Origin of the sequence: Microbacterium deferens (genome assembly GCF_045517775.1) — a bacterium.
Lineage (GTDB): Bacteria > Actinomycetota > Actinomycetes > Actinomycetales > Microbacteriaceae > Microbacterium.
In genome coordinates this window covers 502,762-528,157 of the sequence record NZ_JBEUWT010000001.1, presented here as the reverse complement: position 1 = coordinate 528,157, position 25,396 = coordinate 502,762, and the positions used below count along the sequence as shown (strand labels likewise).

Below are 25,396 nucleotides of genomic sequence, written 5' to 3'. Positions count from 1 at the left end.
GCCCCCGGCCCTCCCTCACGGGAACGCCAGGGGGGTCGTGCCCCACACGCTCAGGCCCTCGGCGTCGAGGTCGGTGACCGCGGCATCCGTCCTGTCGATGACGAGAGAACGGCGTTCGGGCACGGTATACGGCTGCCACGGTGCGCTGTCGTCGTCGGCCGCGGGCACCCCGTCGACGGCGAACCCGATCCATCTCGACTGCATGCGGGTCGATACGGCCCGGCCGGTGCGCAGCCCGCCGAGCCGGAAGGTGATGTCTTTGCGCGACGTGGCGAGGTTGCCCCAGACGTAGGGGAGCTCCGTGCCGTGGGAGGCACCGATTCCGAGGAGGCGCAGGAGCGGTGTCGTCCAGTCGAACCGGTAGAGGTACGTGGGTGCGACGCGGCTGTGACCCTCGGCGACCCAGACGGTAGGCATCCGGAACCCCAGATCGCGCGAGATCGCCGGTCCGCGGGCGGGAGCCCTGAGGCCGCTGTAGGCGCCGGCGATCTCGGCGTCGGCGGGCACGTCGAGATCCGGGCGTTCGGCGCGCAGATCGGCCGTCATGGCGGCGAGGGCTTCGGTGCTGACCGGCATCAACGGCGACTTCATGCGCGTGAACAGCGTCGCCTCGTCGCGGTTGGTGCCGATGATGAGGGGAACCGGAAGCGAGCCGCCGCGAGCGAAGACAGCGGGCGGATGCTGCGGGACCAGGTCGCCGTCGACGACGGGGGCGAAGGCGAGCGTGCCCGGGTCGTCGTGCGGGATACGCGAGAAGATGTCCATGCCCGCCGAGGTGATCCGATCCGCGTCGAGACCTCGAAGTGAGGCGGCGTCGGACGCGTCGACCCCCAGGTCGTGCAACAGAGTGCGGGCGACGTGCTCGGAGCGGTCCTGGCCGTAGACGGACGTCGCGGGGGAGCTCTCGGCGATGGCGCGGGCGAAGAGTCCGCTCGCCTCCGGCACCGTGAGCAGCGTGGTGACGATCCCGCCGCCGGCCGATTCGCCGAAGAGCGTGACCCGGTCGGGATCGCCGCCGAAGGCGCCGATGTTCTGCTGCACCCACCGGAGGGCTGCCATCACGTCACGGAGCGCCGGATTCGGATCGGCGTCATCCAGAAGGCGGGACAGGTCGAGGAATCCCAGTGCGCCGACCCGGTACGCGAGGGTCACGACGATGACTTCGCCGGTGTGCGCGAACGACCGCCCGTCGAACAACGGCTGGGCCGTCCCGCCGAACATGTACGCGCCGCCGTGCACCCACGCCATCACCGGCAGGTCGTCGCCCGGGCGGGCCGAATCGGGGGTCCAGACGTTGAGGAAGAGGCAGTCCTCGCTCTGTGAGACGCCGTCTGGGAACACGATGATCTGGTTCGGGGGCTGCACGGGCATGGGTCCGAACGCGGTCGCATCCGCGGGTTCCGTCCACGGATCGGGGGGCAGGGGCGCACGCCACCGCAGCTCTCCGACGGGAGGAGCGGCGAACCGGATGCCCCGGAAGCTGCGGACAGACCCGTCGGAGGTGCCCCGGACCGGTCCGTGAACGGTGTCGACGACGTCGTTATCTGCCACGCGGCATCCTTTCCTCGGATGGCGTCAGGCTATCGGGCGCCGCCGCGTGCGCTGCTCAGCGGGGAGCGAAAGGCAGGCTGCGCCCCGAGAGGCCGCGACCCTGGCGGGCGAGCGTTGCCGCCACGGCGTCGATGGCGCGAGCTGCGGGGTCGGCCGGGTCGGCGACGACGACGGGGACTCCGACGTCGCCGCCCGTGCGCAGTGCCGGGCTCAGTGGCACCGTGCCGAGCAGGGGAACCGTGTCGCCCGCCGCGGAGAGCGCTGTCGCGACCTCGGAACCGCCCCCGGCGCCGAAGAGGTCGAGCGTGCTGCCGTCGGGGAGGGTCATCGCCGACATGGTCTCGACGACACCGATGATCCGCTGCCCCGTCTGGCGTGCGACGAGCCCGCTGCGGACGGCGACGTCGGATGCTGCCGACTGGGGCGTCGTGACCACAAGCACCTCCGCGTGGGGGAGCAATTGTCCGACGGAGATCGCGACATCGCCGGTGCCGGGAGGCATGTCTATGAGGAGGAGGTCGAGATCGCCGAAGAAGACGTCGGTGAGGAACTGCTGCACCGTGCGGTGAAGCATCGGCCCTCGCCAGGCCACGGCGCCCGCGGCGTCCTCGCCGGGACGGCGGAGGAACATGCCGATCGAGATGACCTTCACGTCGTAGGCCACCGGCGGCAGCATCAGGTCGTCGATGCGGGTCGGTGCCGGCGGCAGGCCGTCGTCGTCGACGAGTCCGAGCAGGGCGGGGATCGAGAACCCGTGAACGTCGGCATCGATGAGCCCCACACGCAGCCCGCGGCGGGCCAGCGCCACCGCGAGGTTCGCGGTCATCGTCGACTTGCCGACACCGCCCTTGCCGCTCGTGACGGCGATGACCCGGGTGAGGGAATCGGGGCCGAACGGCATCTGGCGCGCAGGCCGTCCGTCGCGCAGCTTCTCGGTCAGGGCCCTGCGCTCGTCGGGACTCATGACGCCGAGCTCGACATCGACCGCCCCGATGCCGGCGACACCGGCCGCGGCGGCGCGCACCTCGCGCTCGATCCTGTCGGCGGCCGGGCAGCCCACGATCGTGAGAGCGATGCCGACGCGGGCAAGGTCGCCCTGTACCTCGATCTCACGCAGCATGTCGAGTTCGCCGAGGGGGCGGCGCAGTTCTGGATCGACGACGCCGGCGACCGCAGAGCGCACCGCGTCGGTCAGCGCGGCGTCGCTCACGTGGCGGTCGACTCGCGGTCGTCGCGTCGGTCGAGCTTCTTCAGCAGGCTCTTGAGTTCGGCGCGAAGCACCTCTCGGGTGACGACCTCGTCGGTCGATTCGCGCACCGCCATGCGCAGCGCGACGACCTCGCGCGCCAGGTACTCGGTGTTCTCGAGATTGCGCTCGGCACGCTGTCGATCCTGCTCGATCTGCACCCGGTCGCGGTCGTCCTGCCGGTTCTGCGCGAGCAGGATGAGGGGCGCGGCATAGGAGGCCTGAAGCGAGAGGATCAGCGTGAGCAGCGTGAAGTTCGTCGCGACCGGGTCGAACTGCCACTCGACGGGTGCGGTGGAGTTCCACGTCAGCCAGACGACCACGAAGACCGTCATTCCGATCAGGAAGCCCGAGGTGCCCATCGCCCGGGCGAACGCCTCGGAGAACTTGCCGAAACGGTCGCGCGACGGATGCGCGGTGCGGCCGAGCTTCCCGCCGCGGTCGCGAGGAGCGTCGAGGGCGGTGCGGCGTTTCTGGCGGGCCATCATCGCCTCCTCGGGGGCACGGTCGGAATACTGGTGGTCGCGAGCGGCCGCACGGGGGCCGATGACTTCGGATCATCGCTGTCGTGCGAGCGCCAGTCATCGGGCAGCAGGTAGTCGAGCACGTCGTCGACGCTCACCGCGCCGACGAGGCGATGGGCCTGATCGACCACGGGCAGCGACACGAGGTTGTAGCTCGCGAGGAGGCGCGCGACCTCGGCCGCCGACGCGGTGGCCGGCACGGCCGAGACGGTGTCGTCGATGATCGCCCCGAGGCGCTCATGCGGGGGGTACCGCAGCATCCGCTGGAAGTGCACGGTGCCCAGAAGCCGGCCGGTCGGGGTCTCGTACGGGGGAAGCGTGACGAACACGGAGGCGGCGAGGGCGGGATGCAGCTCGTGCCTGCGGATGAGCGCGAGAGCCTCGGCGATCGTGGCGTCGGCCGACAGCACGATCGGCTCGGGGGTCATGAGGCCCCCGGCCGTGTCGGGGCTGTACTTCAGCAGCGCGCGGACGTCGTCGGCCTCCTCGGGCTCCATGAGGTCGAGGAGTTGCTCGAGACGGCCTTCGGGGAGCTGGCCGAGGAGGTCGGCGGCGTCGTCCGGCTCCATCGCGTCGAGGATGTCGGCGGCGCGCTCGTCTCCGAGCTGCTCGAGGATGTGCACCTGCTCCTCTTCGGGCATCTCTTCGAGGGCGTCGGCGAGACGATTGTCGGGGAGCTCCTCCGCGACCTCGATGAGGCGGTCGCCGGGGAGGTCGAGCAGGGTGTTGGCGAGATCGGCGGGCTTGAGGTCGGCATAGGTCGCGACGAGCTGCTCCGCCGACTGGGACTCGCCCGGCACCTGCTGCTCGCGCACCTCGGACCACGACGCGAACGTCGTCGCACCGCGCGCGAACGGCGAGGCGCTCGTCTTCGGTCGACGAAGGAACAGTTGTCCGACGTCCCAGTCGCCCAGCCGATTGCGCTCGATCGCGACGTCTTCGATGACCGCGTCGCCCGAGCCGTCGACGAGGAAGACGCGCCGACCGAGGAGCTCGGCCATCACCCGCACCTCTCCGCCGCGCTGCTGGAAGCGGCGGACGTTGATGAGCCCCGTCGTGATGACCTGACCCGTGGCGATGGAGGTCACACGACCGATCGAGACGAACACGTGCCGTCGCCCGGGGATCTCGACGACCAGCCCCACGACCCGGGGCGGATCGGAGGACCGGTAGATCACCACCACGTCGCGCACCTTGCCGAGCCGGTCACCGGCAGGATCGAATACCGTACAGCCCGCGAGGCGAGCGACGAAGACTCGTTGCGTGCTCACTCCTCCAGAGTAGCCCGCGACCTCCGCCGATCGGGTGCGCGCCGCTGCGTGAGACAATGAACGCATGAGCATGCTCGGCGGACGCGTCCCCTCCGGTCGCGAAGAAGTCGGGGAGCAGGTGGCGTCCTTCCCCACGTACGAGGGCGCGCAGAAGGCGGTCTCGGCTCTCATCGCCGCCGACGTCCCCGCGCGCGACATCGCGATCGTCGGCAAGGGCCTGCGCTCCATCGAACGCGTGACCGGCCGGCTCGGCTACGCGACGGCGGCCCGCTCGGGCGCGGTGAACGGCGTTCTGCTCGGTCTGCTCTTCTCGTTCATCTTCGTTCTCGGCGAACCGACGGTGCAGATCGGTGCGTTCCTGGGTGTCATGTTCGTGGGCATCGCGATCGGCATGCTGCTGAGCCTCATCACCTACTCGATCGTGCGTCGTCGACGCGATTTCGCCTCGGTCATGCAGGTCGTCGCCGACCACTACGAGGTGTGCGTGACCGCGTCGAGCCTTCACCGCGCGCGGCAGATCGTCGGTCCGGGCTCCGCACCCGCGCCCGACACGTCGACGACGGCAGACCCGGCGCCCGTACCCGTGGCGCCCCAGCCCGAGGAGCCGCCCCGCTACGGCGAGCGTCTGCCGCCGACCGCGCCCTCGCCGGAACGGATCGAACCTCCCGCGTGAGCGACCGGCCGTTGACCGTCGGGCTCCCCGCCGGCTCGGTGACCGTCTCGACGGTCTGGGAGCGACCCGGCGGCGCCTGGGCGACGATCGCCGTCGCGCACGGTGCGGGGGCGGGCTACCGGCATCCGTTCCTCGAAGGACTCGCGCGTTCGCTCGTCGACGCCGGCATCGCCACCCTGCGCTTCAACTTCCCCTACGTCGAGGCGGGACGGCGGATGCCGGGACCCGCCGCTCATGCGATCGAGACCTGGGGTGCGGTCTTCGCATGGCTGGACGACGCCGCTGCCCCCGGGCCCGTGTGGGCTGCCGGCAAGTCGTACGGCGGGCGGATGGCCTCGATGGCGGCGGCCGCCGGAACGATCGCCCCGGCGGGGCTCGTCTACCTCGGTTATCCGCTGCATCCGCCCGGCGACCCGTCGAAGGCGCGGACCGCCCACCTCCCCGACATCGCGCAGCGGCAGGTCTTCATCGAAGGCACGAACGACCCGTTCATCGACCCGCACGATCAGCTCGAGGCGGCGGTCGCCGCCTGCCGTGATGCGACGCTGCGGTGGGTCGACGGCGGCGGTCATTCGTTCGAGGTGAAGGGCCGCAAGCGCCCCGCCGACGAGGTCGGCGCCGGCATCGCCTCGATCGTCGTCGAGGCGATGCGAGCGGGCTGACGCTCAGCGCTGCGACAGGCGCGCCACCCACTCCTCGACTTCGTCGGCCGTGCGGGGGATGCCCGCCGAGAGGTTCTCGGGTCCGTCGACGGTCATGAGGATGTCGTCTTCGATCCGCACACCGATGCCGCGGTACTCCTCGGGCACGGTGAGGTCGTCGACCTGGAAGTAGAGACCGGGCTCGATCGTGAACACCATGCCGGGCTCGAGCTCGCCGTCGTAGTACATGTCGCGACGGGCCTGAGCGCAGTCGTGCACGTCGATACCGAGGTGATGGCTCGTGCCGTGCACCATGTAGCGGCGGTGCTGGCCGCCGCGCCGCGGATCGAGCGCCTCATCGGCCGACACCGGCAGCAGACCCCATTCGGCCACGCGCGCGGCGATGACCTTCATGGCGGCTTCGTGGACGGAACGGAACTTCGCGCCGGGTTTCGCCGCGGCGAATGCCGCGTCGGCGGCCTCGCGCACCGTCTCGTAGATCCTCCGCTGAACGGGCGAGAACGTCCCGTCGACGGGGATCGTGCGCGTGATGTCGGCGGTGTACAGGCTGTCCACCTCGACCCCGGCGTCGACGAGCAGCAGGTCGCCGGGCACCACGGCGCCGTCGTTGCGCGTCCAGTGCAGGTAGCACGCGTGCGGGCCGGATGCGGCGATGGTGTCGTAGCCCTCGGTGTTGCCGTCGCTGCGCGCCCGCTGGTGGAACACGCCCTCGATGATCCGCTCGCCGCGGGGGTGCGCGATGATCCGGGGGAGATCGGCGACGATGTCGTCGAACCCCTTCGCGGTGACGTCGACGGCGAGGCGCATCTGCGAGATCTCCCAGTCGTCCTTGACGAGCCGCAGCTCGGAGACGGCGCGCGTCAGATCGTCGTCGTCGCCGAGGATGACGTCGTCGTCGCCGTGCTCGAGCGAGTCGAGGTGGGCGGTCGTGAGGCCGAGGTCGGCGGACACCCCGGCGAGCGAGGGGCGCGGGCCGATCCAGAACTCGCCGATCGAGGCGTCGGCGTAGAACTCCGGGGTCGTGCGGTCGGCGCGTTCGCGGAAGTAGAGCACGGCGTCGTGCCCGCCGTCGCGCGGCTCGAAGACGAGCACGGAGTCGGGCTCGGACTCGGTCTCCCACCCCGTGAGATGCGCGAAGGCGGAGTGCGGACGGAACGGATAGTCGGTGTCGTTGCTGCGCTGCTTCAGACCGCCGGCCGGGATGACGAGCCGCTTGCCCGGGAACGCGCGTGAGACGGCATCCCTGCGGCGAGCCGCCCAGGCGGCCTGCTCGCGCGGCTGGGGGACGCCGTCCGGACGCGTCGCCCAGCCTTCGGCGATCGCGTCGAGGAATCCCTGCGGGAAGGGCTGCCGTCGATTCGTCGTGGTCTCGGCCGACGTGCCGTCGGTCGCGGTCGTCGTCTCGTTCTGGCCTGCGTCGCTCATACTCCCAGTGTCTCACCGGGAGGGTGGGTCATCCCTGGACGGGCTCGAGCTGGACGACGAGCGGACGGTGGTCACTACCCGAGGCGTCGAGGGATTTCAGCACCGCGGATCCCGTGGCCCGCCATCTCGGTGAGACGAGGATGTGGTCGATCGGGGCGCCGAAGAGCGCGGGGAACTGCGTCGTCCAGGTTCCGACTCCGCCGTTGCCGGTGTCTGCGGCGGCATCGTGGCATCGACCGAGAGCCCCACCGTCGACGCCGAGCCCCGCCATGTGGTCGAGCGTGGCGTTGAAGTCGCCCGCCAGGATGACGTTGTCGGCGGCGCACTGGTCGGCGAGCCATTGGAGGTCGTTGCGCCAGTGCTGCATGTACGACTGCCGGGGTGCCACCGCGTGCGCGGCCACCACGATCGGACCGTCGCCGGAGGTCGGCATGGCGACGGCGCTCGGCACGGTGGAGGTGTTGCTGGTGCCGTCCTGCGACGACTCGATGACGGAGTAGTCGCCCAGCTCGGGACTGATGAGCACGGTGGTGGAGGTGGCGTCCCATCCGTCGATGCCGTACTCGCCGTACTCGGCGTGGTGAGCCCACATGGGCCGGCCGAGCTCGCCCATGACGATCGCCACCTTCTCGCCGGTGTCGATCGTCGTCTCGGGGAGCGTGATGATGTCGGCGTTCATCGCGACGGCGATCTGAGCGATGGTGTCCGGGGCTGTCGCGGAACCCGCGGTGTTCCAGGTCATCACGCGCAGGCTCGTGTCGGTCTTGTCGGGCAGCGCGTCGGTGCCGATCCCCCGGGAGGCCAGGATGCCGGCGTTGGCTCCCGCTGCGACGAGCGAAGCGACCGCCAGGGTGAGCGCGAGGGCGCGGATCGGGCGCGCCAGGGCGAAGATCAGCGCGAGGATCGCGAGGGCCGCGAAGGCGGCGGCCAGCGGGCCACGGAACGACACGATCTGCGCGATCGGAAAGGTGCGTTCGAGCTTGAACAGCTGGGGCCAGGTGAGCACCGCCGCCCCGCTTGTGCAGAGCAGCGCGATGAGGACCCCCCAGACGCGACGCACCCCGTGACTCTAGGACAGCAGTCTGGGAGATCGGCGGATGCGGCTACCCTCGGGGGAGTGGAGTCGGTGCGCAGGTTCGAGGGTCCGAGTGACCTGCATCTGCATTCGGCATGCTCGGACGGCACCGAGGCCCCCGCGCTCGTCATGGCGGCCGCCCACCGTCACGGGCTGAGGACGGCAGCACTGACCGACCACGACACGACCACCGGGTGGGCGGAGGCCGCCGAGGCCGCGTCGTCGCTCGGCATGACATTTCTCCCGGGTATGGAGCTCTCCGCTCTGCACGAGTGGCGCAGCGTGCACCTCTTGGCCTACCTCTTCGATCCCGACGAGCCGTCGCTGCGCGCGATGACCGATCGCATCCGCTCCTCGAGGGTCGACCGCGCGAGGGTGATGGCCGATCGCATCTCCCGCGACTACGACCTGGTGTGGGACGACATCGTCGCCCAGACCTCCGACGGGGCCACCGTCGGCCGCCCGCACATCGCCGACGCCCTCGTCGCGCGCGGACTCGTCCGCGACCGTGCCGAGGCGTTCGCGGGCATTCTGAGCCCGGCGGGCGACTACTACGTGGCGCTGTACGCGCCGGATCCGGTCACGGCGGTCTCGCTCGTCGTGGGGGCCGGGGGAGTGCCGATCATCGCGCACCCGGCCGGGCGCGCGGGTCTTCTCCCGTCCCGGCTGCTCGACCGCATGCTCGAGGCCGGTCTCGCCGGCTTCGAGCTCGGCCACCGCGAGAACCTCGCTCCCGGCATCCGCACGCTCCGGCGCATCGCCGACGATCGCGGACTCATCGTCACCGGCTCGAGCGACTACCACGGTCTGGGCAAGCCGAATCAGCCCGGTGAGAACACCACCGCCGACGCGGAGGTCGCGAAGATCATCGCCCTCGCGAGCGGCACCACGCCCGTCTACCCCTGACGCACCGCCCACGACGAAGGGGCGCCCGGTCGTCGGACGCCCCCTCGGGAGATTCGGATGCTGCGCCCGGCGGACGCTGCGGATCAGGCGGCGGGTGCGCCGCCCCCAGTGCGGGCTCCGCCGCGACGACGACGCCGGCGCCGCGGCGCGGCGTTGCCATCGTGGTGCTCGGAGCCCCCGCCGTCGTGCGTGCCGGCGCCCTCAGGCGTGGCGTCCGCGGCGGCGCCGTGCTCGGCGATCGGCTGGGGTTCGCGCGAGGACTGCTCCGGACGCGAACGGCGACGACGGCCGCCGTTCTCTCCCGAGCCGGAGTCGGAGCGCGGCTTCGAGGTCTCGGCCGCCTGGGCGCGGGGAGCCGTGGTCAGACGCCCCTTCGTGCCCTCGGGGATGTTCAGGTCGGTGAACAGGTGCGGGCTCGACGAGTAGGTCTCGGTGGGCTCGGGCTGCCCGAAGTCGAGCGCGCGGTTGATGAGCGCCCACTTGTGCAGGTCGTCCCAGTCGACGAACGTGACGGCGATGCCCGTCTTGCCCGCGCGGCCGGTGCGGCCGGCGCGGTGCAGGTAGGTCTTCTCGTCGTCGGGGATCGTGTGGTTGATGACGTGGGTCACGTCGTCGACGTCGATGCCGCGAGCGGCGACGTCGGTGGCGATCAGCACGTCTTTCTTGCCGGCCTTGAAGGCGGCCATCGAGCGCTCGCGTGCCTCCTGGCTCATGTCGCCGTGCACGGAGGCGGTGTTGAAGCCCCGGTCGCCCAGCTCGTCGGAGAGGCGCTGCGCGGCGCGCTTGGTGCGCGTGAAGATGACGGTCTTGCCGCGTTCGTCGGCCTGCAGGATGCGGGCGATGACCTCGTCCTTGTCGAGCGAGTGCGCCCGGTACACGAGGTGCTGGATGTTCGCCTGCGTCAGACCCTCGTCGGGGTCGGTGGCGCGGATGTGGATGGGGTTCGACATGAACCGGCGGGCGAGGGCGACGATCGGCCCCGGCATGGTCGCGGAGAACAGCTGCGTGTGGCGCACCGGCGCGACCTTGGTGAAGATCTTCTCGATGTCGGCGAGGAAGCCGAGGTCGAGCATCTTGTCGGCTTCGTCGAGCACGACCTCCACGGCGCTCGACAGGTCGAGCAGGCGCTGGTTGTTCAGGTCGATCAGGCGACCCGGGGTGCCGACGACGATCTGTGCGCCGGCCTTCAGCTGGTCGATCTGACCCTCGTAGGCCTTGCCGCCGTAGATCGCCACGACGCTGGTCGAGCGGCCCGACGTGAGCATGTCCATGTCTTCGTAGACCTGCACGGCGAGTTCGCGCGTGGGGACGACGATGAGCGCCTTCACACCGGGCTCGGGGTTCAGGCCGAGTCGCTGCACCACGGGGATGCCGAAGCCGAAGGTCTTTCCGGTGCCGGTCTTGGCCTGGCCGATGATGTCCTGGCCGGGAAGGCCCAGCGGAATCGTCTGCTCCTGGATGGGGAAGGCATCGACGATGCCTTTCGACGCGAGCACGTCGACGATGTCCTGGTCTACGCCGAGCTCGGCGAAGGTCGTCACGATATGAGCCTGTCCGGCGGAAGAGAGCCGCCTAGAGTGATCGGTCCACGCCCTCACTCAGCCGCAGGCGCGGGGGTCCCGATCCGACGCCGGGACCCCTCAACGATACCGGAGCGGTCTGGATGCGGCGGAAAGGCGCGTACCGCGGCGGGGCGGAGCGGCCGCGGGCTTAGGCTTTCGTACGTGTTCGAGTGGTTGCGTCGTCGTGGTCGCCCTGCCGGTCGCACCCTCACTCTGAGGTCGCGCGGCGATTTCGGCGACGCCGTGCGGGTCGATTTCGCCGAGTTGGCCCCGGAGGTCGACACCTTCCTCGGCCAGGCTGCCTACCTGCAGCTGGGCTTCTTCGAGACGTTGAGCGAGCTGATCGCCTCGACGCCCGAGCTCGCCCAGAAGGAGGCGCTGTCCCGCGCCGCGGGCGCGGCTCTGACGAAGCACGAAGCGCTCGTCTCGCTCATCCGGGAGCGGGGCGACGATCCGACCGCCCTCATGCTGCCGTTCCGCGAATCTCTCGACGCCTTCCGCCGCGCCACGCACGGGGTCCGGCCCCAGGAGACGATGGTCTCGGTGCACATCACCGCCGGGATGCTCGACGACTTCTACCTGGCCCTGTCGGCGAGCTACGGCGACACCGGTCGTCGCGTCGCACGCATCCTCCGCGCCGACGACGACCGCCAGGCCATCGTCGAGATCATCGCGTCCACGATCGACAGCGACGAGGAGTGGCGCTCGCTCCTGGCGATGTGGGGCCGTCGGCTCGTCGGCGACACCCTTCTCGTCGCGCGAGCGGCGCTCCGTCCGACGACGCTCGGCGCCGCCGACGAGGAGAGGGTCGAGCCCGTGTTCACCGAGCTGATGGCCGCTCACTCGCGGCGCATGGACGCCACCGGCCTCGCGGCCTGACGTCGGATCAGACCAGACCGAGGCGCTGGCGCTCGCGGTCGTCCCCCCGCACCCGGGCGGCGCCCAGTGCGAGCACGACGGGCGCGGTGACCACGGCCGGCACGATGATCGCCGACAGCCAGATCCAGGGATTGTCGATACCGACGCCGGCCCAGGTGAGGGCGGCCCACGTGATGACGCCCGCGGCGGCGGCGGTCGCCGGGGCGACCACCCCGCCCCGCTTTTGACGGTGGGGGAGCGCGAAGTGCAGGGCGATGCCGATCACCACGGCGATCAGCAGAGCGAGCGCGATCTGCATGGTGTCGGAATCAGGCCACGAAGCCGACGCGGCGCGACTCTTCGGTGCCGAATTCGATGTAAGCGAGGGTCGCGGTGGGCACGAGGTAGCTGTTGCCCTTCACGTCGGTGAAGTTCAGGTGCGACGCCTTGGCGTCGAGGGCGTCGGCGACGGACTTCTTCACGGCGTCCGATGCCTCGGAGGTTTCGAAGCTGAGCTCGCGGCCGGTGTTCGCGATGCCGATGCGGATCTCCACGGTGGTGCCCTTTCCGGCCCGGGTCTGCCCCGGGCGCACCAAAACTCTACGACAGGGCGCGTATCGCTCCGGCCGTTCCCCGAACGCTCTCGGCGAACGACGTCCGTCGCCCCGGTGTCGGTCGTGCCGGTTAGCGTGGTGGGCATGGGATCAGCCGATGCGTCACAGCCGCGCATCACGCTCGACGAGGTGCAACGAGCGGTCGTGCGGCTGCCGGCGGGTTCCTCCGGCGTCGTGCTGGGTGCCCCGGGAACGGGAAAGACCGAGACCCTCGTGGCGCGGTTGCGCGCACTGGTCGATGCCGGGGTGTCGGTCGACGACGTCCTCGTGCTCACCCCGTCACGGCAGACCGCGACGGCGCTGCGCGATCGCCTCTCGATCGTCGTCGACCGCGCGTCGTCGGGTGCTCTCGCCCGCTCCATGGCCTCGTTCGCCTACCAGGTCGTGCGCGCCGCCGAAGTGCGGGCCGGTGGTCAACCGCCGCAGCTCCTGGCGGCGAGCGATCACGACCGCATCCTGGCCGATCTGCTCGCCGGCGACATCGCCGACGAGGCGACGGGAGAGGCGGTCGTGCCCTGGCCGGCCACGATCGGCGCCGAGGTGAGGGGCTCGCGCGAGTTCCGGGGCGAGCTGCGTCAGTTCATCGCGGCCTGCACCGAGCTCGACCTCGATGCGGCCGAGCTGGGCCGGCTCGCGGCCGATCGGGGTGAAGCCGGGTGGGGGGCCGCAGCATCCTTCCTCCGGGAGTACCGCGATGCCGTCGACCAGATGCACACCCGTGCGCGCGACGCGGCCGACCTGTTGCGCGAGGCCGCCGCGGTGCTGCACCGCACCCCCTCGGGCGCGGAGGGCGAGCGACAGCTCGGGGCGGCCGGTCGCTTGCGGGCGGTGCTCATCGACGACGGGCAGGAGCTCACCCGTGGCGGCCTCGAGGTCGTGGCGGCTCTGCGCGCCCGGGGCGTCGCGGTCGTCGCCTTCGGCGATCCCGACATCGCCTCCGGTGCCTTCCGCGGTTCGAGTCCGGCGCTCTTCGCCGACCTCTGCGCGCTGCTGGGTACGGCGTTCGTGCTCGACGCTCCGCATCGCGCCGCGCCCGCACTGACCCGACTCACGCGCGTCGTGACGCAGTCCATCGGTGCGGCCGGACGCATCGACCATCGGCGGCCCCCGGGCGATCTCGACCCCGACGACCGGTCGGTGCGCGCCATCGTCGCGGGGTCGCCCTTCGAAGAGATCGACGCGATCGCCCGCATCGTTCGCGAGTGGCATCTGCTCGACGAGATCCCCTGGTCGAGGATCGCCGTGATCGCCCACGACACCCGTCAGGTGGCCACGCTCGAGACCGAGCTGGCGGCGCGCGAGGTGCCGACGCGGGCCGCCGGCGTGCAGCGCCCGCTCGGACGAGAGCAGGTCGTGCGCGATCTGCTCGAGCTCGTGCGGATCGCTCTGATCGACCCCGCCGATCGCGACCCCGATGCCCTGGCGGGCGTGCTCGTCTCGCCGTTCGGTGGTCTCGACGCGGTGGGCCTCCGACGCCTGCGCGGGCGACTGCGCCACGCGGAGCTCGCCGACGGAGGAACCCGGGCCGCCCGGCATCTGCTCGCCGACGCCCTGGCGCACCCCCTCGAGCTGGCGCTGATCGATTCGCCGGAGGCTCGGGCCGCCGAGCGCCTGGCGACGACGCTGGCGCGGATCGCGGCCGACGCGGATCGGGGGGCCACCGTTCACGAACTCCTCTGGGTGGCGTGGGATCGCGCCCGCGACGGGACCGGCCGTCCATTGGCGCGCTCCTGGCACGACACGGCCGTCGGCGGCGGCGTGCTGGCCGCCGAGACGGGGCAGGCGCTCGATGCACTGGTGGCGTTGTTCGACGCCGCGAAGCGATTCCTGGAGCGCGATCCCGACGCGAAGACATCGGACTTCATCCGGCGGATCCTCGACAGCGACGTGCCCGAAGACATCCTCGCCTCTCCCGATCGCGCGGCGACGGTGACCGTACTCACCCCGGCGACGGCGCTCGGCACGGAGTTCGACGCCGTCATCGTGGCCGGCGTGCAGGACGGCGTGTGGCCGAACCTGCGCCTGCGCGGCGGGATCCTCGATGCCTGGCGCTTGGGCGACGAGGTCGAAGCGTGGCGGCAGGGGCTCGCCGCCCCGACCGCACCCGCGGTGCTGGATCGACGGCGGGCGGCGCTGCACGACGAGCTGCGACTGTTCGCTCGCGCACTGTCGCGCGCACGACGGCACCTCGTGGTCACCGCGGTCGACGACGACGACCTCGGCCCGAGCCCCCTGTTCGAGCTCCTGCCCGAGCCCGAGCCGCCGGTGCTCGATGAGGTCGACGCCGGACACCCCCTCACGCTCCGCGGCCTGGTGTCGCAGTATCGCCGCACGCTGACCGCGTCATCATCGCTCGGAGCCCGTGAGCACGCCGCTTCTCAGCTCGTCGTCCTCGCGCGCGAGGGAGTCGCCGGCGCCGCGCCGGAGCAATGGTTCGGGGTGGCGCCGGCGTCGTCTGACGGACCGCTGCGCGACCCCGACCGCGCGCCGGTGCCGATCTCTCCCTCGAAGATGACGACGTTCGCGGATTGCCAGGTCGACTGGGCGGTGCGCGCGCTCGGCGGCGAGACGCGCACCTGGTCTGCGGGGGCCGGGGTCATCCTCCACGCCGCGATGGAGGAGGTGCCGTCGGGCGACCTCGACGAGATCCGCCGTATCGTCGATGAGCGGTGGGGCGAACTCGACTTCGAGGCGCCCTGGCTGTCACGCAAAGAGCACGCGTGGGCCCACCTCCTCGCCGACCGCCTGCACTCCTACCTGCGCACCTTCCACGCCGAGGGCGGCCGCACGATCGGTGCCGAGGCACGCTTCCGTCTGGCCGTCGACCTCGACGCCACCGCCGACGGTGTGCCGCGGGTCGTGGCGGTCGATCCCGAAGCGCGGCATCCCGAGGGCCGCTTCGCTCTGCTCACCGGATCGATCGACCGTGTCGAGGTCTATCCGGCGGGGCGAGGCGAGAGGGTGCCGGTGCGTGAGGGCATCGATGAGAACGTGCTGATCGTCGACCTGAAGACAGGCCGCTCAGAGGCTCGGGTCAGCGACGACAAGGTCGCCGACGACCCGCAGCTCGCCGCTTATCAGCTGGCCTTCCTCGAGGGGCTCGTCCCGGGCGCCCACCCGCAGACGAACGCCGGGGCGCGGTTGATCGTGCTCTCGCGGACCACGACCAAGGAGCCCCACTACCGCCTCGCACGTCAGGCGCCGATGGCCGCCGCCGAGCGCGCCGACTTCCTCGGCAGCATCGTCGAGACCGCACGGATGATGGCGGCCGACACGTTCGAGGCGCCCGTCGACGCGCACTGCGCCACCTCGCGATTCGGTGTCTGCGCGCTGCACACGGTGAAGGCGGTGTCGTCGTCATGACCCTCTCCGCCGAGACGATCGCCCGCGCCCTGGGGCTTCCCGCGCCGACCGCCGATCAGCGCGCCGTCATCGAGGCGCCGGCGAGCCCCGCTCTCGTGGTCGCCGGCGCGGGCAGCGGCAAGACCGAGACCATGGCCGGTCGCGTCGTGTGGCTCGTGGCCAACGATCACGTCGCACCCGATGAAGTGCTCGGTCTCACCTTCACGCGCAAGGCGGCGGGCGAGCTCGCCGAGCGCATCGGCCGTCGATTGGCGGTCGTGCGCGAGTACGCCCGCCGCGATCTGCTGCCCCACCTCGAGCGGCTCGTCGCGGATGGCACACTCCCGGCGTTCTGGGAGACGCACGCGGCCTCTCCGCCGCGGGTGCGCGACGCCGCCTTCGCCTCGCTTCTGGATCGCCTCGCCGACGCCCTGGTCCCCGCGCGCAGCATCCGCTCCCTCGACGGGGAAGAGCTCGCGTTCCGTCCGCGCGTCGCCACCTACAACGCGTTCGCCGATGCCCTCGTGCGCGAGCACGGGGCGCGGATCGGACGCGACCCGGATTCGGCTCTTCTCAGTCAGTCGGGGTCGTGGCTGCTCGCTCGACGCGTGGTCATCGCCTCGGACGACGAGCGGCTCGCCGAGAGGGAGGAGGCCTTCTCGACCGTCGTGGACGCCGTGCATCGCCTCTCGGGCGACGTGCTCGACAACCGGGTCGACCTCGATGACCTCATCGCATTCGCGGATACCTGGGACGCGCGACTGTCGACCGTGACCTGCCGCAGGAAGGTCGATCAGGACCGCGTCGACAAGGCGCGGCGCAGCATGACGGGTCTTCCCGTGCTCGCCGAGCTCGTGCGCGAGTACGCACGCCGCAAGCGCGCGGACGACACGCTCGATTTCGCCGATCAGGTGGCGGACGCCCTGACGATCGTGGAGCGCGCCCCCGAGGTCGGTGAGGCACTGCGCGCGCAGTACCGGGTCGTGCTGCTCGACGAGTACCAGGACACGTCCGTGCTCCAGACACGGCTGCTGGCGGCGATCTTCCGGGACACGGCGGTGATGGCGGTCGGCGATCCGCATCAATCGATCTACGGGTGGCGCGGCGCGTCGGCCGATAACCTCATCGCCTTCCCGAGTGCGTTCTCATCGACGGGCGAGGCCGAACGGTTCCGCCTCATGATCAGTTGGCGCAACGACGTGGCCATCCTCACCGCCGCCAACGCGCTGCTCTCCGCGGCGGACGGCGCCGACGTCGACGAGCTCGCACCGCGCCCGGGAGCGGCGACCGGTCGCGTGTCGCGCGTGTTCGCGGCGTCGGCGGAGGACGAGGCGCGGGAGGTCGCCGAGTGGTTCGTCGCAGTCCGCGCCGCCCACACCGCGTCGGGTGCCCCGCACCCGCACTCGGGCGCGGTCCTGTTCCGCACGAAGCGGCACATGCAGCTGTTCGCCGACGCCCTCGATGCGGCCGGCGTGCCCAACCGCATCCTCGGTCTCGGAGGGCTCCTGTCCACGCCGGAGGTCGTCGACGTCGTCTCCGCGCTGCGGGTGGTGCACGACCCCGCCCAGGGGTCGTCGCTGATCCGTCTGCTCGCCGGCCCGCGGTTCTCCATCGGCGTGGCCGATCTCGCCGCCCTCCACGCTCTCGCCGACACCCTCTCGCGACGCGACGCCGCTCTCGACCCGCTCCCGGCCGAGCTCGCTGCGCGCGTGCGAGCCTCGGCGGGCGCCGACGAGCAGCTGTCGATCATCGACGCGCTCGAGTTCGTGCGTCGGTCCAACGACGATCACGGATTTCTGCGCGACATCACGCCCGAGGGGCGGCGGCGTCTGCGCGACGCGGGCGAGATGTTCGAGCGCCTTCGACGCGCGGTCGGCCAGCCCATCCCCGACCTCCTGCGTCTGATCGAGATCGAGCTGCGTCTCGACATCGAGCTGGCCGCCAACGAGGCGCGTGGTCCCGCGCGCGTCGCCAGCGCGCGCCTTCGCACCTTCCTCGACGAGGTGCGAGCCTTTCTCCTCGCCGACGATCGCGGCTCGGTCGGCAGTCTCCTCGCGTGGCTCGACCATGCGGAGGAGACCGACGAGCTCATGCCGCGCCCCGAGCCTCCCGAGCCGGGCGTCGTGCAACTGCTCACCGTGCACGGTTCGAAGGGGCTCGAGTGGGACGCCGTCGCCGTGGTGCGTCTCGTCGACAAAGAACTGCCCAAGGCGCCCCGCACGGTCAACGGATGGCTCGGATTCGGGGTTCTGCCCTACCCATTGCGAGGCGATCGCGATGCGCTCCCGCGGCTGGACTGGTCGTTCGACGACGACGACGCCGATCTGCCCGACGCTATCGAGCAGCTCCGCGAGGCCGATCGCGCGCACCAGGAGCGCGAGGAAAGACGTCTCGCCTACGTCGCGGTCACGCGGGCCCGGTCGGAACTGCTGCTCACGGGCGCGCACTGGGCCGGCCAGAAAGAGCCCCGCACACCCAGCCGATACCTCGTCGAGATGCTCGACGCCCTCGGTGCTCCACCCATCGAGGAGTCGGCGCCCGACGACAATCCCTACCTCGACAAGGGCGGACGCATCGTCCAGTGGCCGCTCGACCCGCTCGGAGCCCGGCGGGAGGCGGTGCTCTCCGCGGCAGATGCCGTGCGGGCCGCCGCCGACCACGATCCGGTGCCCGACGACACGCTCGCGCGCCTTCTCGCCGAGTGGGAGCAGCGCCGCAGAGGAGCGCCCGTGCGCCCCCCGGCCCGCATCCCCGCCTCCCGGTTCAAGGACTACGTCACCGACTACCGCGCGACCGTGTCAGCGGTCACCCGCCCGCTCCCCGAACGCCCGTTCCGCCAGACGCGCCTCGGCACGCTCTTCCACTCTTGGGTCGAACAGCGGTCGGGTCGTGCCGGCACGGCCGGATCGATCGACGACGCGCTCTGGGAGATCGACGACGACGGCGACGCGTCGGAGGCATCCGCCTCGGACGCCGCCGACCTCGCTCGCCTGAAGGAGGTCTTCGAGAGGTCGGAGTGGGCCGACCTCGCCCCGCTCGAAGTGGAGACCGAGATCGACTTCGCGATGTCGACGGGCGACGGCGAGCAGCACGTCATGATCTGCAAGCTCGACGCCGTGTACCGCCGAGCCGATCGCGGCGGACGCCTCGAGATCGTCGACTGGAAGACCGGCCGCGCGCCGATCTCGGCCGCCGAGAAAGACGAGCGGATGCTGCAGCTCGCGCTCTACCGGCTGGCCTACCACAAGAAGCACGGTGTGCCCCTGGACGACATCGACGTCGCGCTGTACTACGTCGCGGACGATCTCGTCATCCGGTCGGACCGGGTCTGGGAGGAAGCGGAGCTCGTCACGCGATGGCGCCGCGCCCGCGACACGGCCGGCGGACGGACTCAGGTGCCCTGACCGACTCGGGTGTCGTCGCCACCGGCGCCCCATCGGCGCAACGCTGCGCGCGTCGCCCGCTGCGCCTCGTCTCGGAGGTCTTCGTCGTCGCTCACGGTGTCGTCGACCCGGGCGGGCGCATCGGCGGGCGCCGGCTGCTCCTGGGGGTCTCGCCCGGTGGCATCCGAGTCGCGCAGCGACGACCAGCCCTCCATGTCGATCGGCGCCGTCGACTGCTCTTCGGGCTCGCGAAGTCCGTCGAGGCCGAAATCGGGCGCGGACGCCGCGGTCTGCCGGTCGCGCTCGGCCGCGAGGAACAGAGACATCATCTGCGGATCGTAGGCGTCGGTCTGCATGGACGTGTCGACGGAGGTCGGCGCGGACTCGGGGATCAGATGCGCGTACGACAGCGCAGCATCCACATCCGGACGTGCCTCCGGCACGATCTCGTCGCCGCGCACCCCGTCGGCGAGCGACTCGAGCAGGGCGACGGCGTCGGTCACGACCTCTGGGCGTCCGTTGTCGTGACCGTGAACCAGCCACCTCACGAACTCGAGCTCGGCGTACATCCGCGCCCTCTCGCGCAGAAGCGCGTCGGGCGCCCTCGATGCGTCGGCGGTGTAGCCCGCGTAGACGTCGTCGGCCGCGATCGGGGCCGATGCGAGCCAGCGCAGATCGGTCGCCGGATCGCCGACGCTCAGGCCGCCCCAGTCGAGCAGGCCCGTGACCGTCGCCGTGTCGTCTTCGGAGAGCAGGAACGATGCGGAGGTCGCCCCGCCGAGGACGACGGCCGACTCGAACCGCCACAGGTCGTCGGAGTCCACGGCGCGTCGCCAGCGCTCGATCAGGACGTCGGGGACGCGTCGAGTGGCCTCGGCGCGATCGAGGAGCCGCGAGACGTCGTCGCGCACCTGGTCGGGAGTGCGGACGGGCAGGCCGTCGGTGCGCACGATCGACGGCGGGAGCGCGTGGACGGCCGCGAGGGCACTGCCGATGGCGGTCGCGAAACCGGACCCCTGGGGCAGGTGCGCCGGGTCGACCCGGTAGCCCTCGAGGCGGTCGACCACGAGAACGCGCGCGGCTCCCGACCCGGCTTCGCCGAGCACCTCGGGAACCCGGAACGGGAGGAGGGCGCGGACGCCGGGGGTGAGGGCGTGGAGGGCGCGCGATTCCGCCGCGAGCTCTCCCGCCGAATCGTCGTCGGCGGGGGTGCGCACCACGACTTCGCGGCCGTCGTCGAGACGGGCGACGGCCGAATCGAACCGCCCCGCGCCGTTCTCGGTGAGCAGGCCCACACCCACCACCCCTGCCCCGGGAAGGGCGGCCGTGACCGACGCGGCTAGAGTGAGAGGGGAGCGTGCCATGGGCCCAGGGTAGGCCGGGCTCGCCTCCGAACCCCCGCGCCACGCCCTTGGAAGAGGTCATCGATGACGGCGCCAGCTACGCCACCCGCTGCGGATCCGAACGACCTCGTCGTCGACCGACGCGCCGAGGAGCGCACCGTTCCCGGACTCCTCGACACCCTTCGCGCCGACCCCGCCACACGTGCGCTCGTCGTCCACGGCGACGCCGCTCCGCTGACCCCCGACGGACGGCTCGAGCTCCTCGCCGTCGACGCCGTACCCGTCGACGCCGAGTGGGCTTTCCTCGGACGCGCGTCCGACGGATCAGCGGTGCTGCTGGCCGCCTTCGATGCGGCAGCCGGCGCCCCCGTCTCGGTCTCGTGGGGCTCCTTGCGCACGATCGCCGGGTCGCTTCCGGCCGGCGAGGCCTCGCTGCTGGTGACCGCGGTCTCGCTCGCGCGCTGGCTGATCGACTCGCCGTTCTGTCCCGCGTGCGGTGGTCGCACCGAGGAACGGGACGCCGGATGGTCGAGGAAGTGCCCGTCCTGCGGTCGCCAGCACTTCCCGCGCACCGATCCCGCGGTGATCGTCGCCGTCACGCGTGCCGACGATCCGGAGCTGCTCCTCCTCGGTTCGAACGCCCTCTGGGACGACAACCGCTATTCGTGCTTCGCCGGGTTCGCCGAGGCCGGCGAATCGCTGGAGGAGGCCGTCGCCCGCGAGGTGGGCGAGGAGGCCGGGGTGGTCGTCGCAGATGTGGTCTACCGCGGCTCGCAGGGCTGGCCGTACCCTCGATCGCTGATGCTGGGGTTCCGCGCCACGGCCACGGTTCCGGCCGACGCCCACGCCGACGGGGAGGAGATCCTCGACGTGCGGTGGTTCACCCGCGCCGAGATCGCCGCCGGTCTCGCCGGTGAGAGCGAGCTCCGCCTCCCGGGGCCGGCGTCGATCGCCCACCGACTGATTCTCGAGTGGCTGGCCGAGGCGCGATGAGCGCAAGCGCTCTCGATGGTCTGGACGAGCGGCAGCGGGACGCCGCATCCGTGCTCCGCGGTCCGCTGTGCGTGCTCGCCGGCGCGGGCACGGGTAAGACACGCGTGATCACTCACCGCATCGCTCACGGCGTCGACACCGGGGCGTATTCGCCGGGTCGGGTCATGGCGGTGACGTTCACCGCGAAGGCGGCGGGGGAGATGCGGGGGCGCCTGCGGGCGCTCGGCGTCGAGGGGGTGTCGGCGCGCACGTTCCATGCGAGTGCGCTCGCTCAGGTCAACTACTTCTGGCCGACGCTCGCGGGCGACTCGGCGCCGTCGATCATCGACAACAAGGTCAAGATGCTCGCCCACGCGGCCGACGGCATCGGGATGAACCTCGACACCGCGACACTGCGCGACGTCGCGGGTCAGATCGAGTGGCGCAAGGTCACCATGCGCTCGATCGACGCCTACGCGGCGGCGCGTCCGGACGGCATCGGACGCTTGAGTCTGGAGCGGGTCGTCGATCTGCAGCGTGCGTACGAGAAGCTCAAGGACGAACGTCGTCAGATGGACTTCGAAGACGTGCTCCTCGCCTGCGCGGGGATGATCGAGGCCGAACCGCGTGTCGCCGCCGCGGTCCGCGAGCAGTATCGGCACTTCACGGTCGACGAGTTCCAGGACGTCTCGCCCCTCCAGCACCACCTCCTCGAGCTCTGGGTCGGGGAGAGGCACGACCTCTGCGTGGTCGGCGACGCCAGTCAGACCATCTACTCCTTCACCGGAGCAGACGCGTCGTTCCTGCTCGACTTCCCTCGCCGGCACGAGGACGCCCGCGTGGTGAGGCTCGAGACGAACTACCGCTCGTCGGAGCCCATCCTGGCGGTGGCGAACGAGCTCATGCGCGACCGGCCCGGCTCCCTGCACCTGCATGCGGCCCAGGACGCCGACGGGCCGATCCCCGTGGTGCGAGCTTTCGACGACGACGCGGCCGAGGCCGCGGGCGTCGCACGATCGGTGTCGACCGCGATCGCCTCGGGCGTCGAACCGGCGTCGATCGCCGTCCTCTACCGCGCGCACGCCCAGTCCGCCGCCCTCATCTCCGCACTCTCATCGGCGGGCGTGGCGTCCACGGTGCTCGGCGGCAAGCGCTTCTTCGACCAGTCGGAGGTACGGCAGGCCGTCATGGCGCTGCGTGCGGCCTCGGTCGCCCCGCTCGAGACCGGGTTCGTTGCAACCGTTCGCGACGTGCTGCGCTCGCTCGGCCTCACCGATGAGGCGCCGCCCGCGGGAGGGGCGCTCCGAGACGCGTGGGAGGCGCGGGCAGCCCTCCTGCGCCTCGCCGAGGAGGCCCCGGCGGAGACGACGCTGCGCGACTTCACCGACCAGTTGCTCGCCCGAGCGAAGGACCAGCACGAACCGGCCACGCGCACGGTCACGCTGTCCACGCTGCACGCGGCCAAGGGCCTCGAGTGGGACCACGTGCACCTCGTCGGCATGAGCGAGGGGTTCCTGCCGATCTCGTACGCGAGCACGTTCGAGGCGGTCGACGAAGAGCGCCGGCTGGCCTACGTCGGCATCACGCGGGCCGCGCGAACTCTGTCGGTGAGCTGGTCGCGGTCGTCGGGGCGATCCGAGCGATCGCCGTCGAGATTCCTTCAAGAGATCGGCAACCGCACGCTGCGTGCGGCGGATGCTGCCGCCACCGCCGGTGGGGGGAGTCGACGCGCAGGCGCACCGACGAGCGCACGGGGCCGGGGTCGGGCTCAGTGATCAGGTGCAGGGCGACGCGCGCGGCCTCCGAGGCGAGCACGGACCCGGCGACGGGGGAGTGCCGGGCGACCAACTGCGAGGCGACCAGCGGCCAGGCGGCGTCGGCGTCGCGCGCATGAGCGTCGCCGCAGGCGAGACAGGCGGTTCGGCCGGGTTCGATGACGGGGCCGACGAGAGCGCCGGCCCCGTCGAGCATGAGCGGCAGATGGCGCACGTCGTCGCGCATCAGGGCTGACGCCCGGCGCGGCTCGACGAGGTGCGTGGCCAGCAGCACGACGGTCGTCCGAGGGGGCGGCGCGGCAGTGGCCGTGCCCGCCCAGGGGCGATGTTCGGCGGCGGCCCCGGCGCGCCGCATCGCGGCCACGACCCTGTCGACGTCGTTGGACGGCACGTCGTCGCTCGCCTGTACGACAACCGGGACGGGCGGCGGGTCGTCACGCAGCACGGGCTGCAGCTCGGCGAAGAATGCGTCGGCGCGTTGCTCGTCGACGTTGTGAGAGCGCAGGAACGCGTGAACCCCGGAGGGCGACGCACCCCGCGTGAGCTGGTCGACGAGGAGCTCCTCCCACGGCTCGGGCTCGTCGAGCCTCGCCGCGTCATCGACGCCGAACTGCAGGCACGTCGCGCTCCGCCAGAGCGGGGGGTGGGCCGGATCGATGCGGAGCATGGCCCGATTGTCCCGCGCCCGCCGCCCCGCGCCCCCGCGCTGTCCACAGGCTTCGGCCCGCGAACGCCGCGGGCTCAGGCTGGGGAGGAGAGCGCGGGACCGACCGTCTCAGACGGGTCGCGGGTCTTCGGGGTGGTCGCCGCTCGGGCCGCCGTCGTCGTCGCCCGATGACGTGGCGGCGTCGTCGGTGCGATCGTTCTCCTCGGCGAGCAGTTGAGCGAGCGCGTCGTCCATCGCGTCCTGTGCGGGCAGCTCGCCCCGAGCGGTGGCCTGCAGCCGGGCGACGAGCGCGGCGGGATCGTCGATGTCTTCGGCGGTGGGCATGAGGTCGGGGTAGTCCCAGAGCGCGTCGCGTCCGGCCACGCCCGCAGCATCCGTCACCGCCCGCCACATCGCTGCGGCCTCGCGCATGCGGCGCGGGCGCAGCTCGAGTCCGACGAGCGACTTGAGCGCCTCCTCGGCGGGTCCGCCGACGGCGCGGCGACGACGCACGGCCTCGGCGATCCTGCCCGCGGACGGGAGCCGGGAGGTGGCATCGTCGGTGACGACGTCGACCCAGCCCTCGATCGTGGCGAGGAGGTTCTCGAGTCGCACGAGAGCCGCCGTCTGGGCCTCGGAGCGCTCGGGGAGGAGCGCTCCCGTTTCGAGCGCGCGACGCAGCTCGTCGGGCTCGGACGGGTCGAAGCGCGACGCGAGGTCTTCCAGGGCGCCGGTGTCGACGTGGATGCCGTGTGCGAAGTCGCGCACCTGCGCGATGACGTGCAGGCGCAGCCATTTCGCGTGGCGGAAGAGCCGGGCGTGGGCGAGCTCTCGGGTGGCGAGGTACAGCGCGAGCTGGTCGTCGGGGATCTCGAGATCCCGTCCGAAGTCGGCGAAGTTCTGCGGCAGGATCGCCGCGTCACCGGCCGGCATGACCGGGATCCCGACGTCGCCGCCGCTGACGACCTCGGTCGCGAGGCGTCCGACCACCTGGCCCAGCTGCGTCGCGAACAGCGATCCGCCGACGGCGCGCATCAGACGGCCGGCGTCGGCGATCATGCTCTGCATGTCGTCGGGCGCCTGCTCGCTGAGCGCGGCGGTGAGGGCGTCGGCGATGCTGGTGGCCACCGGCTCGGCGAGCTCCTGCCAGACCGGCAGCGTCGCCTCGACCCAGGCGCCACGCGTGATGGTGCGGCCAGGGGTGGGCAGGTCGGCGATCGTCGTCGCTTCACCGAGCCACAGCGCGGCCAGCGAGAAGGCCTGATCGAGGTCGCGTCGCTCACCCGTCGTGACGCCGAGGTCGCTCTGATTCGCGATGTGCAGGGCCTGGCGCTTGGCGAGGTCCCACGAGATGCCGTCGTCGGAGCCGGCGAACGCCCCCTGGAGCTGCTGCATCATCTGCTGCATCATCGCGGGGTCGATCTGCATGCCCGAGAGGCGGGAGAGCTGCTCGGGGTCGATAGCTCCGGTGTCTCCCGAGAGCAGCCGCCGCAAGAGCTCCTGGAACTCCTCTTCGGGGTTCCGGTCGTCGTCTGCCACTTCAGCCGCCTTTCAGCCGGGGGATGTGC

The 25,396-nt window shown here is 71.6% G+C and carries 19 protein-coding genes; 8 read left to right on the top strand and 11 right to left on the bottom strand.

Annotated features, from left to right (window positions below; all coding sequences use genetic code 11):
• Positions 1 to 15 precede the first annotated feature (15 nt).
• The 4 genes from ABTU82_RS02650 to ABTU82_RS02635 are packed head-to-tail and all read right to left on the bottom strand — an operon-like array spanning position 16 to position 4,592.
• Complete coding sequence (locus ABTU82_RS02650; RefSeq protein ID WP_407171556.1) at positions 16 to 1,551, bottom strand: carboxylesterase/lipase family protein; 1,536 nt, start codon at positions 1,549 to 1,551, stop codon at positions 16 to 18.
• A gap of 55 nt (positions 1,552 to 1,606) precedes the next feature.
• Positions 1,607 to 2,761: an Mrp/NBP35 family ATP-binding protein gene (locus ABTU82_RS02645; RefSeq protein WP_407171554.1), complete on the bottom strand. Its 1,155-nt coding sequence runs from the start codon at positions 2,759 to 2,761 to the stop codon at positions 1,607 to 1,609.
• Positions 2,758 to 3,282 carry a DUF1003 domain-containing protein gene (locus tag ABTU82_RS02640; protein ID WP_116646236.1) on the bottom strand — a complete coding sequence of 175 codons (525 nt, stop codon included), beginning with the start codon at positions 3,280 to 3,282 and terminating at the stop codon, positions 2,758 to 2,760. The genes ABTU82_RS02645 and ABTU82_RS02640 overlap by 4 nt, the downstream gene beginning before the upstream one ends.
• Positions 3,282 to 4,592 (bottom strand): magnesium transporter MgtE N-terminal domain-containing protein, encoded by a 1,311-nt coding sequence (locus tag ABTU82_RS02635; protein WP_116646237.1) that lies wholly within the window; start codon positions 4,590 to 4,592, stop codon positions 3,282 to 3,284. Before ABTU82_RS02635 ends, ABTU82_RS02640 begins: the two co-directional genes overlap by 1 nt.
• Before the next feature lie 64 nt (positions 4,593 to 4,656).
• On the opposite strand from ABTU82_RS02635, the gene ABTU82_RS02630 reads away from it, so the two are divergent.
• Positions 4,657 to 5,265 carry a YflT domain-containing protein gene (locus ABTU82_RS02630; protein ID WP_407171551.1) on the top strand — a complete coding sequence of 203 codons (609 nt, stop codon included), beginning with the start codon at positions 4,657 to 4,659 and terminating at the stop codon, positions 5,263 to 5,265.
• Entirely contained in the window at positions 5,262 to 5,927 is a 666-nt protein-coding gene (locus ABTU82_RS02625) for an alpha/beta hydrolase family protein (RefSeq protein ID WP_407171549.1), read from the top strand. Before ABTU82_RS02630 ends, ABTU82_RS02625 begins: the two co-directional genes overlap by 4 nt.
• Positions 5,928 to 5,930: 3 nt before the next feature.
• Here ABTU82_RS02625 and ABTU82_RS02620 read toward each other — a convergent pair whose 3' ends face one another.
• Together ABTU82_RS02620 and ABTU82_RS02615 are read right to left on the bottom strand one after the other, a co-directional pair.
• Entirely contained in the window at positions 5,931 to 7,352 is a 1,422-nt protein-coding gene (locus tag ABTU82_RS02620) for an aminopeptidase P family protein (RefSeq protein ID WP_407171546.1), read from the bottom strand.
• Positions 7,353 to 7,380: 28 nt separating this feature from the next.
• Positions 7,381 to 8,412 (bottom strand): endonuclease/exonuclease/phosphatase family protein, encoded by a 1,032-nt coding sequence (locus ABTU82_RS02615; RefSeq protein WP_407171544.1) that lies wholly within the window; start codon positions 8,410 to 8,412, stop codon positions 7,381 to 7,383.
• A 57-nt stretch (positions 8,413 to 8,469) separates the two neighbouring features.
• On the opposite strand from ABTU82_RS02615, the gene ABTU82_RS02610 reads away from it, so the two are divergent.
• A complete protein-coding gene (locus ABTU82_RS02610) occupies positions 8,470 to 9,333 on the top strand; it encodes a PHP domain-containing protein (protein ID WP_407171542.1) in 864 nt (287 codons plus the stop codon).
• An 83-nt stretch (positions 9,334 to 9,416) separates the two neighbouring features.
• Here ABTU82_RS02610 and ABTU82_RS02605 read toward each other — a convergent pair whose 3' ends face one another.
• Positions 9,417 to 10,874 carry a DEAD/DEAH box helicase gene (locus ABTU82_RS02605; protein WP_116646242.1) on the bottom strand — a complete coding sequence of 486 codons (1,458 nt, stop codon included), beginning with the start codon at positions 10,872 to 10,874 and terminating at the stop codon, positions 9,417 to 9,419.
• 183 nt (positions 10,875 to 11,057) lie between these two features.
• Between ABTU82_RS02605 and ABTU82_RS02600 the strand changes: the two genes are divergently transcribed.
• Positions 11,058 to 11,774, top strand: a complete 717-nt coding sequence (locus ABTU82_RS02600) for a ferritin-like fold-containing protein (protein WP_116646243.1) — start codon at positions 11,058 to 11,060, stop codon at positions 11,772 to 11,774.
• Between the two features lie 7 nt (positions 11,775 to 11,781).
• Here the strand turns inward: ABTU82_RS02600 and ABTU82_RS02595 are convergent, their stop codons facing one another.
• Both ABTU82_RS02595 and ABTU82_RS02590 read right to left on the bottom strand, forming a co-directional pair.
• A complete protein-coding gene (locus ABTU82_RS02595; RefSeq protein WP_407171539.1) occupies positions 11,782 to 12,072 on the bottom strand; it encodes a hypothetical protein in 291 nt (96 codons plus the stop codon).
• A 10-nt stretch (positions 12,073 to 12,082) separates the two neighbouring features.
• Positions 12,083 to 12,307 (bottom strand): DUF3107 domain-containing protein, encoded by a 225-nt coding sequence (locus ABTU82_RS02590; RefSeq protein ID WP_116646245.1) that lies wholly within the window; start codon positions 12,305 to 12,307, stop codon positions 12,083 to 12,085.
• A gap of 144 nt (positions 12,308 to 12,451) precedes the next feature.
• Between ABTU82_RS02590 and ABTU82_RS02585 the strand changes: the two genes are divergently transcribed.
• Together ABTU82_RS02585 and ABTU82_RS02580 are read left to right on the top strand one after the other, a co-directional pair.
• Positions 12,452 to 15,730 (top strand): ATP-dependent helicase, encoded by a 3,279-nt coding sequence (locus ABTU82_RS02585; RefSeq protein WP_407171537.1) that lies wholly within the window; start codon positions 12,452 to 12,454, stop codon positions 15,728 to 15,730.
• Positions 15,727 to 19,113, top strand: coding sequence for a UvrD-helicase domain-containing protein (locus ABTU82_RS02580; RefSeq protein WP_407171536.1), 3,387 nt, complete (start codon positions 15,727 to 15,729; stop codon positions 19,111 to 19,113). The genes ABTU82_RS02585 and ABTU82_RS02580 overlap by 4 nt, the downstream gene beginning before the upstream one ends.
• On the opposite strand, the gene ABTU82_RS02575 is transcribed toward ABTU82_RS02580, so the two are convergent.
• Entirely contained in the window at positions 19,101 to 20,456 is a 1,356-nt protein-coding gene (locus ABTU82_RS02575) for a phosphotransferase (RefSeq protein ID WP_407171533.1), read from the bottom strand. The genes ABTU82_RS02580 and ABTU82_RS02575 overlap by 13 nt on opposite strands.
• Before the next feature lie 63 nt (positions 20,457 to 20,519).
• On the opposite strand from ABTU82_RS02575, the gene nudC reads away from it, so the two are divergent.
• On the top strand, positions 20,520 to 21,428 hold the full coding sequence (nudC, locus tag ABTU82_RS02570; RefSeq protein ID WP_407171531.1) for an NAD(+) diphosphatase: 909 nt from the start codon (positions 20,520 to 20,522) through the stop codon (positions 21,426 to 21,428).
• Positions 21,425 to 23,182: an ATP-dependent helicase gene (locus tag ABTU82_RS02565; RefSeq protein ID WP_407171530.1), complete on the top strand. Its 1,758-nt coding sequence runs from the start codon at positions 21,425 to 21,427 to the stop codon at positions 23,180 to 23,182. The genes nudC and ABTU82_RS02565 overlap by 4 nt, the downstream gene beginning before the upstream one ends.
• A 775-nt stretch (positions 23,183 to 23,957) precedes the next feature.
• Here the strand turns inward: ABTU82_RS02565 and ABTU82_RS02560 are convergent.
• Complete coding sequence (locus tag ABTU82_RS02560) at positions 23,958 to 25,367, bottom strand: zinc-dependent metalloprotease (protein WP_407171529.1); 1,410 nt, start codon at positions 25,365 to 25,367, stop codon at positions 23,958 to 23,960.
• Positions 25,368 to 25,396: the final 29 nt, after the last annotated feature.